The sequence below is a fragment of the Streptomyces sp. NPDC050433 genome, assembly GCF_044458565.1.
In the GTDB taxonomy this organism is placed as follows: domain Bacteria; phylum Actinomycetota; class Actinomycetes; order Streptomycetales; family Streptomycetaceae; genus Streptomyces.
Genome location: NZ_JBITIB010000005.1, coordinates 148,405 through 166,730, shown reverse-complemented (window position 1 = coordinate 166,730; position 18,326 = coordinate 148,405). Strand labels below are relative to the sequence as shown.

The 18,326-nt window shown below is 72.5% G+C and carries 10 protein-coding genes; 1 reads left to right on the top strand and 9 read right to left on the bottom strand.

The window, feature by feature from the left end; translation table 11 throughout:
• Positions 1-8: 8 nt before the first annotated feature.
• From ACIBLA_RS08730 to ACIBLA_RS08705, 6 genes are all read right to left on the bottom strand, one after another.
• Positions 9-1,640 (bottom strand): nitroreductase family protein, encoded by a 1,632-nt coding sequence (locus ACIBLA_RS08730; RefSeq protein WP_399198174.1) that lies wholly within the window; start codon positions 1,638-1,640, stop codon positions 9-11.
• Between the two features lie 13 nt (positions 1,641-1,653).
• Positions 1,654-3,546: a TOMM precursor leader peptide-binding protein gene (locus ACIBLA_RS08725; RefSeq protein ID WP_399198242.1), complete on the bottom strand. Its 1,893-nt coding sequence runs from the start codon at positions 3,544-3,546 to the stop codon at positions 1,654-1,656.
• Positions 3,547-3,583: 37 nt separating this feature from the next.
• Positions 3,584-5,962, bottom strand: a complete 2,379-nt coding sequence (locus ACIBLA_RS08720) for a TOMM precursor leader peptide-binding protein (protein WP_399198173.1) — start codon at positions 5,960-5,962, stop codon at positions 3,584-3,586.
• Between the two features lie 5 nt (positions 5,963-5,967).
• Complete coding sequence (locus ACIBLA_RS08715) at positions 5,968-7,788, bottom strand: BTAD domain-containing putative transcriptional regulator (protein ID WP_399198172.1); 1,821 nt, start codon at positions 7,786-7,788, stop codon at positions 5,968-5,970.
• A 409-nt stretch (positions 7,789-8,197) separates the two neighbouring features.
• Complete coding sequence (locus ACIBLA_RS08710) at positions 8,198-10,774, bottom strand: ABC transporter permease (RefSeq protein ID WP_399198171.1); 2,577 nt, start codon at positions 10,772-10,774, stop codon at positions 8,198-8,200.
• Entirely contained in the window at positions 10,771-11,559 is a 789-nt protein-coding gene (locus tag ACIBLA_RS08705) for an ABC transporter ATP-binding protein (protein ID WP_363243222.1), read from the bottom strand. Before ACIBLA_RS08705 ends, ACIBLA_RS08710 begins: the two co-directional genes overlap by 4 nt.
• Positions 11,560-12,076: 517 nt before the next feature.
• On the opposite strand from ACIBLA_RS08705, the gene ACIBLA_RS08700 reads away from it, so the two are divergent.
• Positions 12,077-13,699, top strand: coding sequence for an MFS transporter (locus ACIBLA_RS08700; protein ID WP_399198241.1), 1,623 nt, complete (start codon positions 12,077-12,079; stop codon positions 13,697-13,699).
• Positions 13,700-13,716: 17 nt separating this feature from the next.
• Here ACIBLA_RS08700 and ACIBLA_RS08695 read toward each other — a convergent pair whose 3' ends face one another.
• The 3 genes from ACIBLA_RS08695 to ACIBLA_RS08685 form a co-directional block, all read right to left on the bottom strand.
• Positions 13,717-14,610 (bottom strand): cellulose-binding protein, encoded by an 894-nt coding sequence (locus tag ACIBLA_RS08695; RefSeq protein WP_363243223.1) that lies wholly within the window; start codon positions 14,608-14,610, stop codon positions 13,717-13,719.
• A 267-nt stretch (positions 14,611-14,877) separates the two neighbouring features.
• Positions 14,878-17,313 carry an SUKH-4 family immunity protein gene (locus ACIBLA_RS08690; protein WP_363243224.1) on the bottom strand — a complete coding sequence of 812 codons (2,436 nt, stop codon included), beginning with the start codon at positions 17,311-17,313 and terminating at the stop codon, positions 14,878-14,880.
• Between the two features lie 5 nt (positions 17,314-17,318).
• Positions 17,319-18,296 (bottom strand): SMI1/KNR4 family protein, encoded by a 978-nt coding sequence (locus ACIBLA_RS08685; RefSeq protein ID WP_363243225.1) that lies wholly within the window; start codon positions 18,294-18,296, stop codon positions 17,319-17,321.
• Positions 18,297-18,326 lie beyond the last annotated feature (30 nt).

Sequence of the window (18,326 nt, the reverse complement as noted above, 5' to 3'; positions counted from 1 at the left end):
GCTCAGGCTCAGGCGATCTCGAACCGGAAGCCGGCGGGGGCGGGGCGCTCGTTGCCGACCATCATGATCAGGAGCGGGGCCTCTCCGGTGGCGTCGAGTCCCAACTCCTCGATGTACGAGACGTTGTCGAAGCCGAGTGCGACGCCGCAGCCCAGTTCCAGCGCGCTGCACGCCGTGTAGACGGACTGCGCGACGGCGCCGATGGTGGCGTTGACGAGCCGGTAGCCCCGGTCGCCGACGGCGTCGAGGACGGCGGCGGTGCGGACCGTGGGCACCAGCACGGCGCCGGCCTGCTCCAGGTTGTAGTTGGAGAGGAAGTAGTTGCGCTGGAGGAATTCGCCGGGGCGGCCCGCCTTGACCAGCCGCAGCTCGTGGGTGTCGGGGTCGTACTCGTACGCGCCCGGCTCCAGGCCGTCGACGTGGTTGACGAACGCGTACAGCTTCGCGAGCCGTACGCCTCCACCCTCGACGCCCGTGCCCGTGCCTGTGCCCGTGTCGCCGCCGAGGCGCGAGCCCGCGCTCGACGCGGCGAGGCAGGCGGCCAGTTGCTCGCCCGTGACCGGCCGGCTCGCGTCGAAGCGGCCGAAGCTGCTGCGACGGCGGCGCAGCACCGTCCGTACGTCGCCGGGCATCGCCCGCGCGGCGGGCAGTGCCACGACCGGCAGGTCCGGGTTGGCCGGGGGCGCGGCGGCCGGGGCGAGCGCGCCCGGAGCGGGGCGCTGTGTGGCGAGCTCGGCCGTCGCCGCCTGCATCTTCAGCAGCGCGTCGAAGGTGAAGACCTGCCGCGAGCGCTCGATGTCACGGTGGCGTACGGAGACGTCCCCGGCGCCCGGCCGAGCGGGCTCCTCGGTGGAACCGGCAGGCTCACCGGCCCACTTGAGCGGTACGACCGCGAAGACGCCCTCCTCCGGGCCCGCCACCCCGAGGAGCTTCTGGAGCCGTGCCTCGTCGAACCACATCGCCGGCTCGACGGACAGCCCGCGCGCACGCGCCCACATGCGCCACGTCTGCACGGCGGCGCCGAGGTCCATGCTCACGGCGTGGAAGGAGAAGCTGTTGTACTTGAAGGAGTTCTGCCAGTACTTGATGCCCAGGACCAGGTACTGGTCGGTCGGGGTCCCGGCGGCATGCCCGCCCAGCGCCGCGCGCACCTCGCCGGACACATCCCCGGTGAGCAGGCGCTGCATGGCGTGGTGGCGGGTCGAGTAGTAGTGCACGCCCGGCGTGACGGGCCCGCGCCGCCCGCTGACCCAGTACACGCTGACGGGGTAGAGACCGCCGCCGGAGGCGGAGCCGCGCGACCAGTTGGCGAGCGGGTAGAAGGGCAGGGCGCTCAGGTCGGTGTTGGCCTGGACGCCGAGCCGGCGGCCGGTCAGGCCGTAGGAGTCGAGGAGCATCCCGGAGAGCGACGTCAGGTCGAACTCCCCCGCGCTCGTGGCGCCGTCGCCGCCGTCGCCGAAGGCGCGGTCCAGGCTCGCGTCCGCCGGGTAGTCGGCGACGGGCAGCGGCAGGCTGTCGACCGCCGGGTAGTACTTCGCCTTGCGCGGCCCGTCGGACCAGTTCGGTACGAAATCGACCGGTGGCATCGGGACCCGGCCACGCTGCATGATCGCGGCGGCGTAGTCATGGGCGTACCCCATGGTGGTGCTCCTCTCAGGGGAACGGGTGCGGCGCGAGGTTCAGATCGGCGTCGGTCAGGTCGTGGTCACGCAGGCCCGCCTCGCGCAGGGCGGTGCGCAGCCGGGGCATCCCGAGCGCGCGCTGCCGGGTCCAGCCGAAGTCGATGGGCAGCAGGCCGGGGACGATCACCGAGACCGTCGTCAGCCCCAGATCACGCTGTTCGGGCATGGTCTGGTCGACCACGATCACGTCGAATCCCTTGTCGGTGACGGCACTTACGCACCGGGTGAGGTCGTCGCGCAGATCGTCGGAGACGGGGGGCAGGGACCCGTCGCCGTACGCCTCGGTGAGTGAGCGCTTGCGCGGCCGGGGCACGCCCGGTTCGCCGATCAGGAAGTGGGCGTTGTTCCCCATCTCCGGGATGCCGTAGGCGAGCGGGTGGTCGTGCAGCGCGGCGACCTTGTCGTAGTCGGTGGCCATCGCGCGCAGCCGGGCCTCGTCCCGCTCGGTGCGGCCCTGGAGGTTGACGGCGTCGGTGGCGATCTCGCACAGCGCCCCGGAGAGCGCGGACTCCGGGTCGAGCCCGGCGCCCGCGCCGAAGCACATCCGGCCGCTGCCGCCGTCGGGGCGGACGGCGACGCCGGTGATGACGGGGATGGGGAAGCTGATGCGGGTGTCGAAGAAGCGGGCCTCGTACCCGTACATCTCCAGGCGGTCGACCATCTGCCGAGTCGCGGCGCGGGTGCTGGTGCGCGGGTCGAGTTCGGGGAGGGCGGCCCGGCCGTACCAGGTGAGAAGGAAGGCGTCGCGTTCCACGACTTCCATGAGGCCGAAGTACACGGCCTCCTCCATGCAGCCGCCGGAGGCGCAGCCGTTGGAACTCTCCTGTACGAAACGGTTCTCCAGGCCCGGCGCGTGATAGTACGTCAGCACTTCCGGTACGAGGACGGGCTGCTGGTCGCGGAGCGAGTAGCCCCAGACCCAGGGGAGTTCGCGGTCCGGGTGGAAGGGGGTGACGTGCGGGTTGGCGCGGTGGAACTCCTCGGAGTACAGGCCGACTTCGCGCGGATCGACGGCGCGTTGACCGGCGGCCCGCAGCCCGTGGAGCGAGCCGTGCACGCCCGCCGTCTTGGCGCGCGAGCGCATCCCGGCGTACCGCTCAAGTCCCTCCAGCACGCCGATGCGCACGCTCTGCGCGAAGGTGTCGGCGTGGCCGCCCCAGAACGTCTCGCGCAGGTACTCACCGGAGCGCATCGAGAAGCAGCCGATGGTCGCCGAGGTGGAGGTGGAGGAGATGTCGTGCACGACGGAGGGGCCGAGCGAGCCGCAGACCGGGTTGGCGTACGGCTCCACGGGCAGCTCGTACGCGCTGATGTCACGGAGCCGGAAGCTGCCCGGCCTGTGCTTGGGCGCGGGGTTCAGGGTGAGGACGGCCGCCTCGGGAGTGTCCGCCTCGCCGCGTCCGCAGCGGGGGCATTCGGGGTCCGGGACGAGCGGGTAGTGCCGGACCTGGAGGGTCTGGAGGTCCACCAGGTGGACCGCCGGGAAGGAGCCGGTCGACGGCCCCTGCCCGGCGAGTCGGGCCGCGACGATCCCGGCGAGGGCGTCGGCGGTGAACGGGGTGATGTACGGCGACCGGCCGGCGGCCCTGGTGCCGGAGCCCAGCTCCAGGGCCTCGCGCAGCGCGACGGAGCGCACGCCCTGCCAGCGGCGGGCGAGGCAGTGTGCGCAGGGGCGGTGGGTGGCCGCGTCCTGGGCATTGGCGGCGGGGAACGGTCCGACGATCGCGTGGCGGCCGTAGAACCGTACGGGCACGCCGTCGCCCCGCGGCGGCTCGTCGTCCGCGAAGGCGTCGCGGACGCCGAGAGGCGCGATGTCGAGTTCGGGTGCGCGTGCGTCCGAGGTCGCCTCGAAGCTGCGGCGCATCAGCGTGGCGAGGTCGGCGGCGGACCTCTCCCAGGGGTCAGCCTGCATCGGCGATGGCCTCCGCGCCGGTCGTGAGCAGGACACGCGCGGTGCTGATGCCGCCGGCAGGCAGGTCGGCCGGGGTGGTCGCGACGTACAGCACGTCGCGACCGGCCGCGCGCAGCCGGTCGAGGACCGCGTCGAACGTGGTGGCGGTCGCGTCGGCGGCGACCGGGTCGGCCGTCAACAGGACGGTCTCGGCGGCGAGTTCGCCCATCAGCGGGTCGCCGAGGTCGACTGCGGTGTCCGGGTCCTCGGTGGCGAGCTGCACCTGGCCGAGCAGGTCGCGCAGCGCGGCGCAGGCGGCGGCGGTCCGGGAGAGCCCGGCACCGACGGCCCAGCGTCCCAGTCCTTTCGATCCCGCCCCTTCCGTACTTCCCGTCTCACGGGCCAGCACGACATGGGCGCCGGAGTGCTCCTGCTCGCCGAGGTCGACGAGTTCGGCCCGGATGCCCACGTTCGGCACGGACTTGAGCAGGAACACCAGCTCCGGGTCGGCGTCCGGGTCGCCGGCCGCCGGGGAGGTGACGAGCGCGCCGGGCGCCTCGCCGCGTACCGCCCGCAGCAGCGCGCCGTGGGCGAGCGCCGACAGCAGACCGCGGCCGGCCGCCTCCTGCGGGCTGGGGCCCGCGCCCGCGCCGGCGGTGGTGGCCTGGTGCAGTCGATCGGCGTTGTACGGGCCGAACGGCCGTACGGCGGCGGCCGGTACGCGCACGGGCTCCTTGGTGAGCAGCGAGGTCGCGGTGAGCCAGGCGCCGACCGTCTCGACGCCCGCGCCGGTGCCGCTGCCCGTGGTCAGCCGGTCGGGGGCCAGGGCGGCGATGCCGTCGTCGGGCGCCGGGGCGCCGGGCGCGGTGGTCTCGGGGGTCACGGGCACGACGTGCTCGACGTACGTCTCGGCCGCCGCGTACAGCGCGCGCAGCCGGGCGCCCGCCAGGTGGTGCACGTCGAAGGCGGCGACGCGCCTGCGCGGTCCGTGGCCGACGGCCAGTTCGAGGCGGCTGATCTTGAGGGGGGTCTGGGTGAGGCTCTCGTCCTCGTACCGGTTGAAGACTCCGGTGAAGGGGCGCACCAGCGCCGTACTGATCGTGTTGAGCCCTTCGACGAGCGCCTCCGCCTCGCCCGCGCTCTCGACGGTCGGGGTGACGGGGAGGGTCGGCCCGCCCGGCAGGGCGGCGCGGGGGGTCCCGGCGGTGGCGGGCGCGCACAGCGCGCAGCGCGGGTGGGGCTGCACGGGCTCGGCCATGACGTCGAGCGATTCGAGGTCCTGGACGAGGACTTGACCGTCGGTCTCGGCGGGCAGCACTCCGGTGGTGAGGCGGAAGATCTCGTAGCCGAGCAGATTGCCGGACATCGCGGCGACGGGGCCGGTCAGCGGGGACCGCCCGGCGGCGCGGCAGGTGGCTCCGCCGGCGACCTCGCTCCAGATGTCGGCGGCGGTCCCGGCATCGGTGTTGCCGCCGAGGCGCAGCACCGCGCAGGACCAGCAGCCGGTCGAACCGGCCTTGCTGAGGGGCCCGGTGACCGACCTGCGGCCGAACGTCCAGGCGGGGACGAGGGTCTTGCCCTCCGGTACGCCCGCCGACAGCAGGGCGTGGGTACGGGCGGAGGAGTCGGCGCCGGTCACGACGACGATGTCGTAGGCGTCGAGCGCGGTCCAGTCGGGGTTCGCCGGGAGTCTGTCGACGGTCACCGGGCAGTCCTGGGCGGCCAGTTCGGCGACCTCGGCCAGCAGGGTCCGGTCGTCGGCCGCGTCCCCCTCGACGGCGAGACGGGCGCCGCCGTTGCGGACGAGGCTGAGCGCGCACCAGCGGGCGACGGGGCCGGTGCCGAGGATCGCGACGCGGGTGGCGCGGTAGCGGCCGAAGCGGGCGAGGGCGCCGTCGGCGTAGTGGTCGGCGTACGCGATCTGGGGGGCGAAGCGGGTGGTGACCGCGTCGGAGAGCGCGGCGGGGACGGGGGTGCCGGTGGCGTCGGTGGCGGCAGGGGTGGTGGTGGTTTCGTCTTCGGGGATGTCACGGGCGAAGCCGCGCTCGTACAGCGTCTTGACCAGCTCGGCGGCCATGGCCTGCTGAGCGGGGCCGAAACCCTGGCAGATGTCGCCGAGCCGGTGGTGGCCCGCGAGGTGCGGCACCATCAGCGAGGCGAAGCGGTAGGCGGTGCGACCGGTGAGGTGGAAGCCTCCGTCGGCGTTGTGGAAGAGGACCCCGCCGGGCGTCTCGGTGAAGAGCACGTCGCGGCGGACCCGGGGCCTGGTGTCGGCCAGGGCCTCGAAGGCGGACGCCGCCGGTCCCTGAACCGGCGTTCCCCGCACCGCTGACGCCTCGTCCGACGGAGGCGTGACGGCCTTCGGAGTCGCTGTCGCTTCTGCAGCCATGGGATTCACACCTTCTGTATCGGTCGGGATCGATACGGCGCGGTTCTGCGCGCGTACACACGGAGCAGTTCGTGCACCCGGTAGGGGCCGGGCGGCCCTTCTTCCAGCAGTCCGGCGTCGGCGAGCCGGTCCAGTACGTCGTCCGCCTCGGCGGGGGACATCCCGAGTACGCGTACGCCGTCCTCGGCCGTGAAGTGGTCGGGGATCTGCGCGGCGACCTTCAGGAAGGCGTCGGCGACAGGGGCGTCGAGCCGGTCGAGCGCCCCGCCGAGAACGCGGTGCACCGACAACTCGGGCGAGTCCGCGAGCGAGAGCCGTGCCAGCGGGTCCTCCGCCAGCCAGCTGACGGAGTCGGCCAGCCGCAGCGCCGGCCGGGTGAGCAGCCGGGCCGACATGATGCGCAGGGCGAGCGGATGGTGGCCGCAGGCCTCGGCGAGGCGGTGTGCCGCCTCCGGCTCCGCCTCGACGCGTTCGGCGCCGAGGACGGCGAGCAGCAGCGCGTACGACTCCTCCTCGGCGAAGGTGCCGAGCCGCAGGACCCAGCCGCCGTGGGTGGCGACGAGACCGGCGAGGCCGCGCCGGCTGGTGATGACCGCCGCGCCGTCGGCGGCGGCCGGCAGCAGGGGCCTGACCTGGTCGGCGTCGACCACGTCGTCCAGCAGGAGCAGGGCACGCTCGCCCCGCACCTGGTCGCGCAGGGCGGCGGCCACCTCGGCCGCCGCGTCGTCGGGGCGGCGGGGCATGCCGTCCGGGCCGACCATCCGCACCATGAACTGCCCTGCGGGGAAGGCGTCCTTGACCTGGTGCGCGAGATGCTGAGCGAGCGCGGACTTGCCGATGCCGGGTGCCCCGGACACCAGGAGGGTGACGGGGTCGTGGCCGGGCGCGGTCAGCCGCTCCAGCAGCGCGGCGGTGTCGTCGGTGCGCCCGGTGAACGAGTGCACGGCCGGGACCGGGCCCACGATCGCCGCCGCCGGAGCCGACCGCACGGCGGGCGGGGCGGAGGCGGCTGTGGCGGCGGGGTGCTGCCGATCGCCGCCGCCGGAGAGGTGGGCGGGACCGGCGGGGTGCCGGTCATCGGCGGGTCCGAGGTCCTCGCCGCGCAGGATGGCCATCTCCAGCCGGCGCAGCGCGGGCGAGGGGTCCACGCCCAACTCGTCGTGCAGATAGTCCTTGACCATCCGGTACTCGGCGAGCGCCTCGGTCTGCCGGCCGGTGCGGTACAGGGCCTCGATGAGCTGTTCGCGGAACCGCTCATGTCCGGGGTAGGCCCGGCTGGCGCTCCACAGCTCCACCAGCGCCTCGCCGCAGCGGCCGAGCCGCAGCTTGAGGTCGCAGGCGCGCTCCAGGGTCCGCAGCCGCTCCTCGACGAGCCGGGGGACTTCGTCGCGGTGCAGCACGTCGGAGCGTACGTTGGCCAGGACGGAGCCCTCCCACAGCGACAACGCCCCTTTGAGTACGTGCAGTTCGCTCTCGGGGTCGGCGGTCTCCGCGGCGCGCCGTACCTCGTCGCGGAAACCGATCAGATCGAGATGGCGGGGTCCGGCCGTGATCCGGTAGCCACCGGGCACGGCCTCGATCGGTGTCTCGGTCACGCCGTGCTTGGTGAACAGCCGCCGCAGCCGCAGTACGCACGTCTGGAGCGCGGCCCGTGAGGTGGCCGGCTGTTCCTCGCCCCACATCGTCCGCTGCAAGTAGTCCGCGGAGACGACCGAGTTGGCATGCAGAAGCAGTGAGGCGAGGAGAATGGTGGGTTTGGAGGGCTGGAGGACGACGGTGTCGGAGCCGTCCGTGATGCTGAGCGGCCCGAGGAGCTGAAACCGCACCGGCTACGCCTCAGTCCCAGCCGTTGACAAGCTTGCAGAGGGTCAGGATCTCGCCGGCCGCCGGCGAGGGGAGGACGCCGGCGGCCGACTGGCACGCGGTCCCCGGGGCCGTGATCTTCCTGGAGTTGCAGTGCGGTACACCGGGCACAATTCCCCCTGTTGAATCGTTCCGTCGGACCGGATGCTTTCGGTGGGAAGACGATGACAGCGGGTGTCTCGAAATGGGGGGCCGGGGCTTGTCAGCTTGCTGCATCTACGCGCGCAGCTTGTTGTCAGCACCTCTCTGAACTGGGGGAACGGAATTGGCTCCGGTGGGTGCTGAGGACACCCACCGGAGCCGAAAAACTACATTGGGCAACTACCGGCCAATGAGGCACCGGGCCGTGTCCGACCTGTCGGACTTACTTGTCTAGTCGGTTGCGATCGCGTTCAGGACATTCATCCGGCCGGCCCGGAAGGCCGGAACGAGCGCGGCGAACAGTCCCACGAAGGCCGACGCCACGAACACCCCGGTGATCGTCGGCCACGGGATCTCCAGGACCTCCAGGCCCTCCAGGGCGAGGAGCTTCTGTGCCGCCGTCCCCCAGCCCATGCCCAGCCCGAGGCCGAGCAGCGCTCCGAAGAGGGCGATGACGACCGACTCCAGGCGGATCATGCGGCGCAGTTGACGGCGCGAGAGGCCGATGGCCCGCAGCAGCCCGATCTCCCTGGTCCGCTCGACGACCGACAGCGCGAGGGTGTTCACCACTCCCAGCACCGCGACGATGATCGCGAGTCCGAGCAGGCCGTAGACGATGTTGAGCAACTGGCCGATCTGGTCCTTCAGATCCTGCTTGAAGTCCGTCTGGTCCTGGACCTTGTACTGCGGGTACGGGGAGAGCGCGTCCTTCAGCGCCGCGTACGCCTCCTTCTCCTTGCCGTCGTCTGCCGCCGCGAACATGAGGATGTTCTTCGGCACCTTCTGCGCCGGCAGATACCGCTCGGCGGTGGCTATGGACGTGTACTTGGCGCCCTTGTCCACCGACACGTCGTCGGACGTGATCGCCGCCACCTTGAGCTTGGCGCTCTCGCCGCCCTTGAAGGCGACGGTCAGCTCGTCCCCGAGCTTGACGCCGTGCTCCTCGGCGAAGATGTCGCCGACGGACATCGCGTCCTTGCCGTACGCGGCGCTCAGTTCACCCGCGACGGTCTCGCGGCGCAGGTCCTGCGCGTACGTCGAGTCGGCCGCCGCCAGTTCCTCGCTGACGGTCTTCCCGCCGGGCGTCGTCAGCTTGGCCTCGACCAGCTTGTACTCGGTGACATGCGCGATGTCGGGTGCTTCCTCCAGCGCCTTCTGGGCCTGCGGCACGATCGGCTGACCGGTGCCGGACTGGATGATGAAGTCCGCGCCGACAGTCTTGTCCAGCTCGTCCGTCGCGGACGCGACCATCGACGAACCGACCACCGACAGACACGCCACCAGAGCCAGGCCGATCATCAGGGCCGCGCCGGTGGCTCCCGTACGCCGCGGGTTGCGCAGCGCGTTGCGCTCGGCCATCCGGCCGACGGGGCCGAAGACCCGCAGCACGACCGCGCTCAGGACCCTGACGAAGAAACCGGCGAGCAGCGGGCCGATGACGACGAAGCCGATGAGTGTGAACACCACACCCACACCGAGGAACAGGGAGCCCTCGCTCGCCTTCTCGGCCTGTGTGGAGACGAGGAGCGCGGCGGTGCCACCGCCGGTGAGGAGCAGACCGATCGTGCCCCGGATCCACCCGGCGCGGCCGTCGGCCGGCGTACCGGCGTCACGCAGCGCCGCCATCGGCGAGATCTTCCCGGCCCTGCGGGCGGGTATGTACGCGGCGAGGACGGTGACGATCACCCCGAGGGCCAGCCCGATCGCGGGGGTCGTCCACTTCACGGTGAGGTCGTCGGTGGACAGCTCCATGCCCATGGACGACATCAGTTCCATCAGGCCGACGGCCAGTCCGACGCCCGCGGCGACACCGGCGACGGAGCCGACGATGCCCAGCAGGACGGCCTCCAGCAGCACCGAGCGGTTGACCTGCTTACGGCTGGACCCGATGGCCCGCATCAGGCCGATCTCGCGGGTCCGCTGGGCGACCAGCATGGAGAAGGTGTTGACGATCAGGAAGATGCCGACGAGGAAGGCGATCCCGGCGAAGCCGAGCATCGCGTACTTCATCACGTCGAGGAACGAGCCGACGCTGTCCCTGCCGGCGTCCGCCGTCTCCTTCTGCGTCTGGAGCTTGTACGTGCCCCCAAGCGACCCCGCGAGGTCCGTCTTGAGCCGGGCGTCGCTGACCCCATGGTCGGCCACGACATTGATCTGCGTGAACAGACCGGCCCCGCCCAGGAGTCCGCGCTGGGCGGTCCCGGTGTCGAAGTAGACGACGGCCGCGCCCGGGTTGGTCACCTTGAAGGTGGCGATACCGACGATCTTCGCCTTGATGTCGCCCGTGACCACGATGGTCCGCAGCTCGTCGCCGAGCTTCAGGTCGTGCTTGTCCGCGGTGTCGGCGTCGACCATGACCTCGGTGGGACCGCGCGGGGCGTGTCCGGAGGTGATCTCCATCGACTTGAGGTCGTTGGCGGTCCAGTTGCCCGCGATCGTCGGGGCGCCGCTGGACCCTCCCACGTTCTTGTTCTCGGCGTCGACGACCGTGACGCTCATGCTGCTGACCGCGCCCTCGGCGGACTTCACGCCCGGCGACTTCTCGACGCGCCCGACGACGGACGCCGGCAGCGACTCGGGCTTGCCGGTCTGCGACGGCATGTCGTCGGCCGCCGCGGCGGTCTTCGGGCTGACGGTGACGTCGGACGACGTCGCGGCGAAGAGCTTGTCGAACGTGGTGTTCATGGTGTCGGTGAAGACGAGCGTCCCCGAGACGAACGCCACCGACAGCAGGACCGCGACGGCGGAGAGCGCCATGCGTCCCTTGTGCGCGAGGAAGTTGCGCAGGGAGGTCTTGAGGACGGTCACGACGTCCGCCCCCGCGCGTCGAAGTTCTTCATCCGGTCCAGGACCTGCTCGGCGGTCGGGTTGCGCATCTCGTCCACGATCCGGCCGTCGGCGAGATACAGCACCCGGTCCGCGTAGGACGCGGCGACCGGGTCGTGGGTGACCATCACCATGGTCTGCCCCAGCTCGTCCACCGACCTGCGCAGGAAGCTCAGCACCTCGGCGCCGGCCCGCGAGTCCAGATTGCCGGTCGGCTCGTCACCGAAGATGATCTCGGGCCGGGCGGCGAGCGCACGGGCGACGGCGACACGCTGCTGCTGACCGCCGGAGAGCTGGGTGGGCCGGTGCCGGAGCCGGTCGGCGAGACCGACGGTCTCCACGACCCGCTGGAGCCACTGACGGTCGGGCTTGCGGCCCGCTATGTCCATGGGCAGCGTGATGTTCTCCAGAGCGTTCAGCGTCGGCAGCAGGTTGTAGGCCTGGAAGATGAAACCGACCCGGTCCCTGCGCAGCTGCGTGAGCTTCTTGTCCTTGAGCTTCGTGATCTCGGTCTCGTCGAGATAGATCTCCCCCGAGGACACGGTGTCGAGCCCGGCGAGGCAGTGCATCAACGTCGACTTGCCGGAGCCCGACGGGCCCATGATCGCGGTGAACTGCCCGCGGGCGATGTCCACATCGACATGGTCGAGCGCGACGATCCGGGTCTCCCCCGAGCCGTAGGCCTTGACGACCTGCCGCGCTCGCGCGGCGACGGCCAAACGCCCACCCGTGCCCCCGTGCTTGGGGATGGTCATAGCCGTTGTCACCGTAAGTCTCCTAAGTCCGTCGATAATTGGGCGTGATGGGGCACGGCGTGTGCCTCGCGCTGTGTGGAATCCCGGTGTACGGCGTGCGGGCCGCACCGGCACTGACTTGAGTCTGCGCGCCCGAGGCCCCTCGGCGCGCTGGGGAAAAGCGCACACTTCCCCTGGGGTTTCCCTCAGGACTTCCGGGTGCTAGCCCCCCCCTCGGGCCGGGCTCCCCCTCACCGACCGGCCCCCCGACCGGCCCCCCTTGCGGTGTAAGACCAACTTAAAGAACAAGCCCCACTCTTCTCCTCCTCCAGCGGGACGAACCGGCCCCGACCAGAAGTAGGGAGAACCACCTAAGGGCTCTCCACCCTCAGGTGGAGCGCCTCTGAGGGTTCGTCTCCGGGAACGAACGATGCACCCTGCCGCGGCGAGAGAGTCAAGTGAGAAGGTGTCCCAGGAAATACCTGCATAGGGAAGGAATCCTGTGGCCGTCATACCCGAGCCCCGCCGCGGTCCCGTCGTCGCCGCCCTGATGCTCGGTATGGCGCTGGCCGCGCTGGACGGCACGATCCTCTCCACCGCCGTCCCGCAGATCGTCGGAGACCTCGGCGGCTTCTCCGTCTTCTCCTGGCTCTTCTCCGGCTATCTGCTCGCCGCGACGGTCACGCTCCCCGTGTACGGAAAACTCTCCGACACCTTCGGCCGCAAGCCCGTGCTGATCGCCGGCATCATCCTGTTCCTCATCGGCTCGGTGCTCTGCGCGACCGCGTGGAACATGGGATCGCTCATCGCCTTCCGCGTCGTCCAGGGCCTCGGCGGCGGCGCGATCCAGGGCACGGTGCAGACCATCGCCGCCGACCTCTATCCCCTCAAGGAACGCCCCAAGATCCAGGCCAAGCTCTCCACCGTCTGGGCCACGTCCTCCATCGCCGGCCCCGCGCTCGGCGGACTGCTCGCGGGCTACGCGGACTGGCGCTGGATCTTCGTGATCAATCTGCCGGTCGGCGCCCTCGCGCTCTACCTCACCGTCCGCCACCTGCACGAGCCCGGCCGCACCCGCGACCGCGAGACCCGGACCGCCGCCCGTACGAAGCACGGTCCACGCGCCGGGACCGACACCGGGCGCCGGACCGGGGCCCGGCCCCGGCCCCGGATCGACTGGGCCGGCGCGCTCGCCGTCTTCGCCACCGGCACGCTCCTGGTCACCGCCCTCGTCCAGGGCGGGGTCGCCTGGCCCTGGCTCTCCGCCCCCTCGCTGGCGCTCCTCGGCGGCACCGCGCTCCTCACCGTCGTGACGGTCCTCGTCGAACGGCGCGCGGCCGAGCCGATCATCCCCGGCTGGGTCTGGCGCCGCCGCCCCATCGCCGCCGTCAACCTCGCGCTCGGCGCACTCGGGCTGCTGATGATCGCCCCGACGGTCTTCCTGCCGACGTACGCCCAGTCCGTCCTCGGCCTCGGCCCGATAGCCGCCGGCTTCGTCCTCTCCGCGATGACCCTGACCTGGCCGATCAGCGCGGCCCTCAGCGACCGCGTCTACAACCGCGTCGGCTTCCGCCGTACCGCGATCACCGGCATGTCCTGCGCGCTGCTGGTCCTGCTGGCCTTCCCCCTGCTGCCCTTCCCCGGCCAGGCGTGGCAGCCGGCGCTGCTGATGCTGCTGCTCGGTGCGGGGCTCGGGCTGTTCCAACTCCCGCTGATCATCGCCGTACAGGGGACGGTCGGCTGGTCGGAGCGCGGTACAGCGACCGCGTCGATCCTCTTCTGCCGCCAACTCGGCCAGAGTGTGGGCGCCGCCCTCTTCGGGGCGCTGGCCAACGGCGTCCTCACCAACAGGCTCGCCGACGCGCCCGGCACCGGGCTCCCACGCGACCTCGACTCCGTGGCGCACGCCCTGGACGACCCGGCCGCCCTCACCGACCGCGCGGCCGACTTCCTGCGCCGCGCGTTGGACTCGGCGGTCGACGCCGTCTTCCTGGGGGCGGCGGGAGCCGCCGCGCTCTGTCTGCTGGTGCTGCTCTTCCTGGCACCGCGCCGCTTCCCCCTCCACCCGGACCCGCCCGCGGACCCCCCGCCGGGCCCCTCCCCGGACACGCGCCCCCACAGAACGACCGACCCCGCGACGAACGCGGCGCCTCCCAAGAAGGAAGGGCGCTAACCCTCCGGGGCGGGCCTCTAGGCCGTGTCTGCGGGCGCCCGGCCCGTCAGTGCCGCCAGGCTGTTGCGCACGTGCGCCATCCGCGCCTGTACCTCCTCGCGGGACTCGGTGTGCTCCCGCAGGATGCGCTCCGTCTCCCGTACGGTCCGCTCCTCCGCCGCCCGCGCCTGCGCGACCAGCTCCTCCGCGCGCGCCACCGCGTCCTCCTGGATGCGCCGGGCCGTCTCCTCCGCCTCCGCGAAGGCCCGCCTCGCGTCCGCGAGTTGGGCGTCCGCGCGGGCCGTCAGCTCCGTCCGACGGGCTTCGGCCTCCGCCTCACGGGCCGCGAACTCCCGTTCCGTCGCGGCCAGCCGCTCCGCGTGCTCCTGCGACAGCTCGGTGAGCAACGCCTCCGTACGCTGCCGGATCTCGTCGAAGCGGGCCAGCGCCGCGCCCCGTACCTCCCCGGCGTCCCTGCGCGCCGCCGTCCGCTGCTCGTCGGCCGCGCCCTCCGCGCCCTCCAGGGTCCGCGTCACGTACGCGTCCGCGTCCGCCGAGACCGCGTCCGCGTGCGCGCGGGCCGCCTCGCGGGTCCGGCGGCCCGCCTCGCCCGCCGCGTCGTTCAGCGCCTGCGCGTCCTCCCGCCCGGTCGCACGCGCCGCGTCCGCCTCCTCGGCGGCAAGAGCCAGGATCTGCCGGGCGCGGCCTCCCAGTGACTCGTACGTCTGCGGCGGCAGGGCCTCCACCTGCTGCCGCAGCAGCTCCGCCTCCAACTGAAGGCGTTCGGCGAGCGCGTCGAGCCGCCGCTCCTGCGCCTGGGCGTCCTCGCGGTCCCTCGACAGTTCCGTGACCCTGCGGTCGACCTGCTCGGGGCGGTATCCACGGCCCCGTGCGGAGTCGAAGCCGTGAGCCGATGCCCGTGCAGCAGCCATTCGTGAAGCCTCTCTCCGACGTGCGGTGACAAGACGGGCGCCCTACGTAACGCCCTACCCGTCCATCCTGCTCAAGGATGCGGCATTTGACGCAGGGCACCTGACTCCGCTTCCGTACCGCCGACCCGGCCGACGCGTTCAAGCCATCCCGGGCTCGGGCCGTCTCATGCTGCCGCCCGACCGGGCGCCGGACAGTACGAGGCGCCCCCCGTGCTCCACGGGGGGCGCCTCGTGCACACGCACACGTGCCGGATCAGCGCCGTACGGTCAGAGCAGCCCGTCCCACATCTGCTCCAGCAGCACCGACCACCAGCTCTCCGGCGACGACAGCGCCGCCGGATCGATCGCCGCGAGCTGCGCCTGGAAGTCGACCGTCCAGCGGCCCGCCTGCTCCGGATTGAGGCCGAAACGCAGTCGCCACATGCGGCCGAGCAGCGCCATCGAGCGCGTGAACTCCGGCAGCCCGGTGTTCACGAACTGCGGCGGGACCGTCTGGCCGCCGGGCCCCAACTCCACCGACACGGCCATGATGTGCGCCGTGCCGTACTGGACACAGATCGCCCGGCCGAAGTCGCTGCCCATCACCAGATACGAGCCCGCGTCCGCCGCCGGCTGCACCTGCCGCTGCGCGGCCAGCTCGGCCAGCGTCGGCACCACCGGCTGCGCGGGCTGGGCCCAGAAGAACGGACCGAAATCACCCGGCAGGCCCGCCCACACGAGCGTGCGCGCCACGATCTCCGGTACGCCCTGACGGGACACCGCCCGCTGGTCGAACCGGCAGATGCCCTGCGGCCCGAACGCGCCCGCCAGCTCCTGCGCGATCGCCTCCGGCGGGACCGGCTGCGCGGGCGGCACCTGCGGCAGCGGAGCGCGTACCGGCGCCGGACGCGCCGGACCGTCCGCGACCTGGTGCAACTCGCCCTGGTGGGTGAGCAGATGCCGCATGCCCTGCTGCCGGCTGGAGTGGTCCCTGCCGTACGGCGCGACGCTGGTGATCCGCACCTGCGGCCAGGTCTCGCGGATCATCCGCGCGCAGTAACCGCCGGGCAGCTCGCAGGACTCCAGCTCCGTGTGGAGTTCCAGCACCTGCTGCGGCGGCACGTTCATGGCGCGCAGCTCGTGCAGGATCTGCCACTCGGGGTGCGGGGTGCCGGGCGCCGAGCGGCGGATGAGCTGCGCCTCGGAGCCGTCGGGCGCGCGGTAGCGCAGCACGGCCTGGTAGCCGGGGCCGACCGTCGGCATGCCGCCGGCCTGTTGCGGATAGCCGTACGAGCCTTGCGGGGCGCCGGGGGGCGCGCCCGGAGGCGCACCGGGCGGGCCGGGCGGCGCGGGGGTGCCGGGCGGCGGACCCGGTACGGCTCCGGGGCCGGCCAGCATCGTCGCCGCGTGGTGGACGCCACCGGGCGGAGGCGTACCGGGGGCACCGGGCGGACCGGGCGCGCCGGGCGGACCCGGCTGACCACCCTGACTCGAATCCGCGAACATCGTCGCCGCATGGTGCACCCCACCCGCCGGCGTACCAGGCGCACCAGGAGGACCGGGCGGACCCGGTGGCATCCCAGGAGCACCAGGAGGACGGGGCGGACCGGGCGGACCCGGCTGACCACCCTGACTCGAATCCGCGAACATCGTCGCCGCGTGATGCACCCCACCCGCCGGCGTACCAGGCGCACCAGGAGGACCGGGCGGACCCGGCGGCTGCGGGCCGCCCGGCCCGACCTGCGGGGCGAGCTGCGTCGGCTGGTAACCACCGGCCGGAGCGCCGGGCGCACCCGGAGCACCGGGTGGGCCGGGAACTCCCGGCACACCGGGGGGACTGGGCGGCGGAGCCGAACCCGCACCGCCACGCGCACCGCGCGGCTGCGACGTCGCCTTGCTCGTCGCCGCGTCCGCGATGTCACCGGCCGACCCAGGAGCGGGAGCTGCCGAGCCGAGCGCCGGCGCCAGAGTCGTACGCGGCAGATGGCTGCCGCCCGACATCAGCGCCGTAGGCGCCTCGGCCGCCAGACCCGGCGGCGGCGTGTCGTCGTCGTCCGCCCCGGACAGCGGCGGCGCGAAGACCGTCGCCGGAAGCCCCACGGATCCGTCGTCACCGGCGCCGTTCGTGTCCGTACCGGCCCATGGCGTCGCCCCGGCATCCGGGGCGCCGTGCGACCCCGAAGGCTGACGGTCCCCACTGCGATCGGCGTCGGGCCACGGCGAACTGCTGCTCTGCGACGCCGAGACCGACGGCGCCGGAGCAGGCACCGGCGCGGGACCGGGCGCCGGACCGGGTGCGGGAGCAGGGACGGAAGGCTCAGGCCGGCCCGGCGTCGACGCCCCCGGAACACCCATCCGGTCCGCCGCGTCCTGCAACCACTCCGGCGGCGTCAACAGGAACGACGTCTGATTCAGATCGATACGCTTCGGCGCCTGCGACGGCGACGGCTCCTGGACCTGCGCCTGCGCCCCGTACTCCTCCTCGTACCGCCGGATCACCTCACCCACCGGCAGCCCCGGCCACAGCGTCGCCTCACCGCTGTCTCTCGCGATCACCAGCCGCTGCAGCCCGCCGTCCGACCTCGGACCGTCCGCCCGGTCCTCCGCCCACACCACGAACCCCAGCTCGAACTCCCGCACCCGCACCTCACGGTGCTGATACGCGGGCATGTCGCCGTTGACCCACTCGTCCGCGCGTTCCTGCGCCTGCGCGAATGTCACCATCGCGCTCACCCCTCCACCGGGACGGCGCGGGCGAAGCCGCCGTCCACCATCAGGTTCGCCACCGTGTCCAACTCCGGCGGATTGCCCGCCAGCCTCATAAGGAAGGCGTCGAAGTCCGCACCGCAGGGCAGCAGCAGCCGCTCCACCCGCTCCTGCACACTCCAGCCGTCGCGGTCACGTGCGTCGTCGTACGCGCAGAACCAGACCGAACCGGCCTGCTCCCCGCGCACCTTCAACGCGAGGATGCCGCCCTGCACGAACGCCACGCCCAGATAGTCCTTGGTCAGATGGTCCCGCAGACACTTGTTGACGTACAACAGGTCGTTGACCGCCGCCTCTTCACGCACCGTGAAGAACGGCTGGTCCACCAGCAGTCCCAACTCCGCGTCCAGCGCCGCGCCCACCGGGGCGCAGCCGCCCGCCGCCTTGAGGAAGGTGCGGTACGCGCCGGGCAGCCGGTAACCGAGGTCCTCCTCCACACCGAGCAGTTGCTGCTCGGTCACCGACACCGAACCCTTCGGCAGCCCGAAGTGCACCGGCCTCGTCTCCTGAAGAGGACGCGTCCCGCGCTTGTCGTGGTCCACCGGCGTCGTCGCCAGCCCGCCGTGATGGCGAAGCAGCGCCTTGACCTCCACCGGCACCAGCAGCAGCCGGCGCGATCCCGGCGCGTGGTGCCAGGTCCAGCCGTGCGGGGTCGCCACCGCGGGGATCGTGTCCCACAGGTCGTGACCGTCGGCGTGCAGCGCGGCGTTGGCGGACACGTAGTCCGTGAGCCGCAGTTCGTCGACCCCGAAGCCCTCGGGGGGCTCGGCGATCTCGGCGGCGGCACGCGCGTACGGCGAGAAGTCCGGGAAGCCGTCGGCGTCCACCGGCACACCTCTGGGGTGGCGGGAGGCCCGGACCGGGTCCGGGAAGTGCACGACCTGCCCGGCGTAGGCCGCGTTCGGTGGCGCGGCTTGCTGCCCGAGCCGACCTGTCGTCATGGCGGATGCCCCCTGCTGGCTTCTGACTGG

Coding starts and splice junctions, on each gene's coding strand:
- ACIBLA_RS08720 (WP_399198173.1), bottom strand. CDS start 5,962: ATGGCTGCAGAAGCGACAGCGACTCCGAAGGCCGTCACGCCTCCGTCG.
- ACIBLA_RS08690 (WP_363243224.1), bottom strand. CDS start 17,313: ATGGTGACATTCGCGCAGGCGCAGGAACGCGCGGACGAGTGGGTCAAC.
- ACIBLA_RS08685 (WP_363243225.1), bottom strand. CDS start 18,296: ATGACGACAGGTCGGCTCGGGCAGCAAGCCGCGCCACCGAACGCGGCC.
- ACIBLA_RS08695 (WP_363243223.1), bottom strand. CDS start 14,610: ATGGCTGCTGCACGGGCATCGGCTCACGGCTTCGACTCCGCACGGGGC.
- ACIBLA_RS08700 (WP_399198241.1), top strand. CDS start 12,077: ATGCTCGGTATGGCGCTGGCCGCGCTGGACGGCACGATCCTCTCCACC.
- ACIBLA_RS08725 (WP_399198242.1), bottom strand. CDS start 3,546: ATGCGCCGCAGCTTCGAGGCGACCTCGGACGCACGCGCACCCGAACTC.
- ACIBLA_RS08730 (WP_399198174.1), bottom strand. CDS start 1,640: ATGGGGTACGCCCATGACTACGCCGCCGCGATCATGCAGCGTGGCCGG.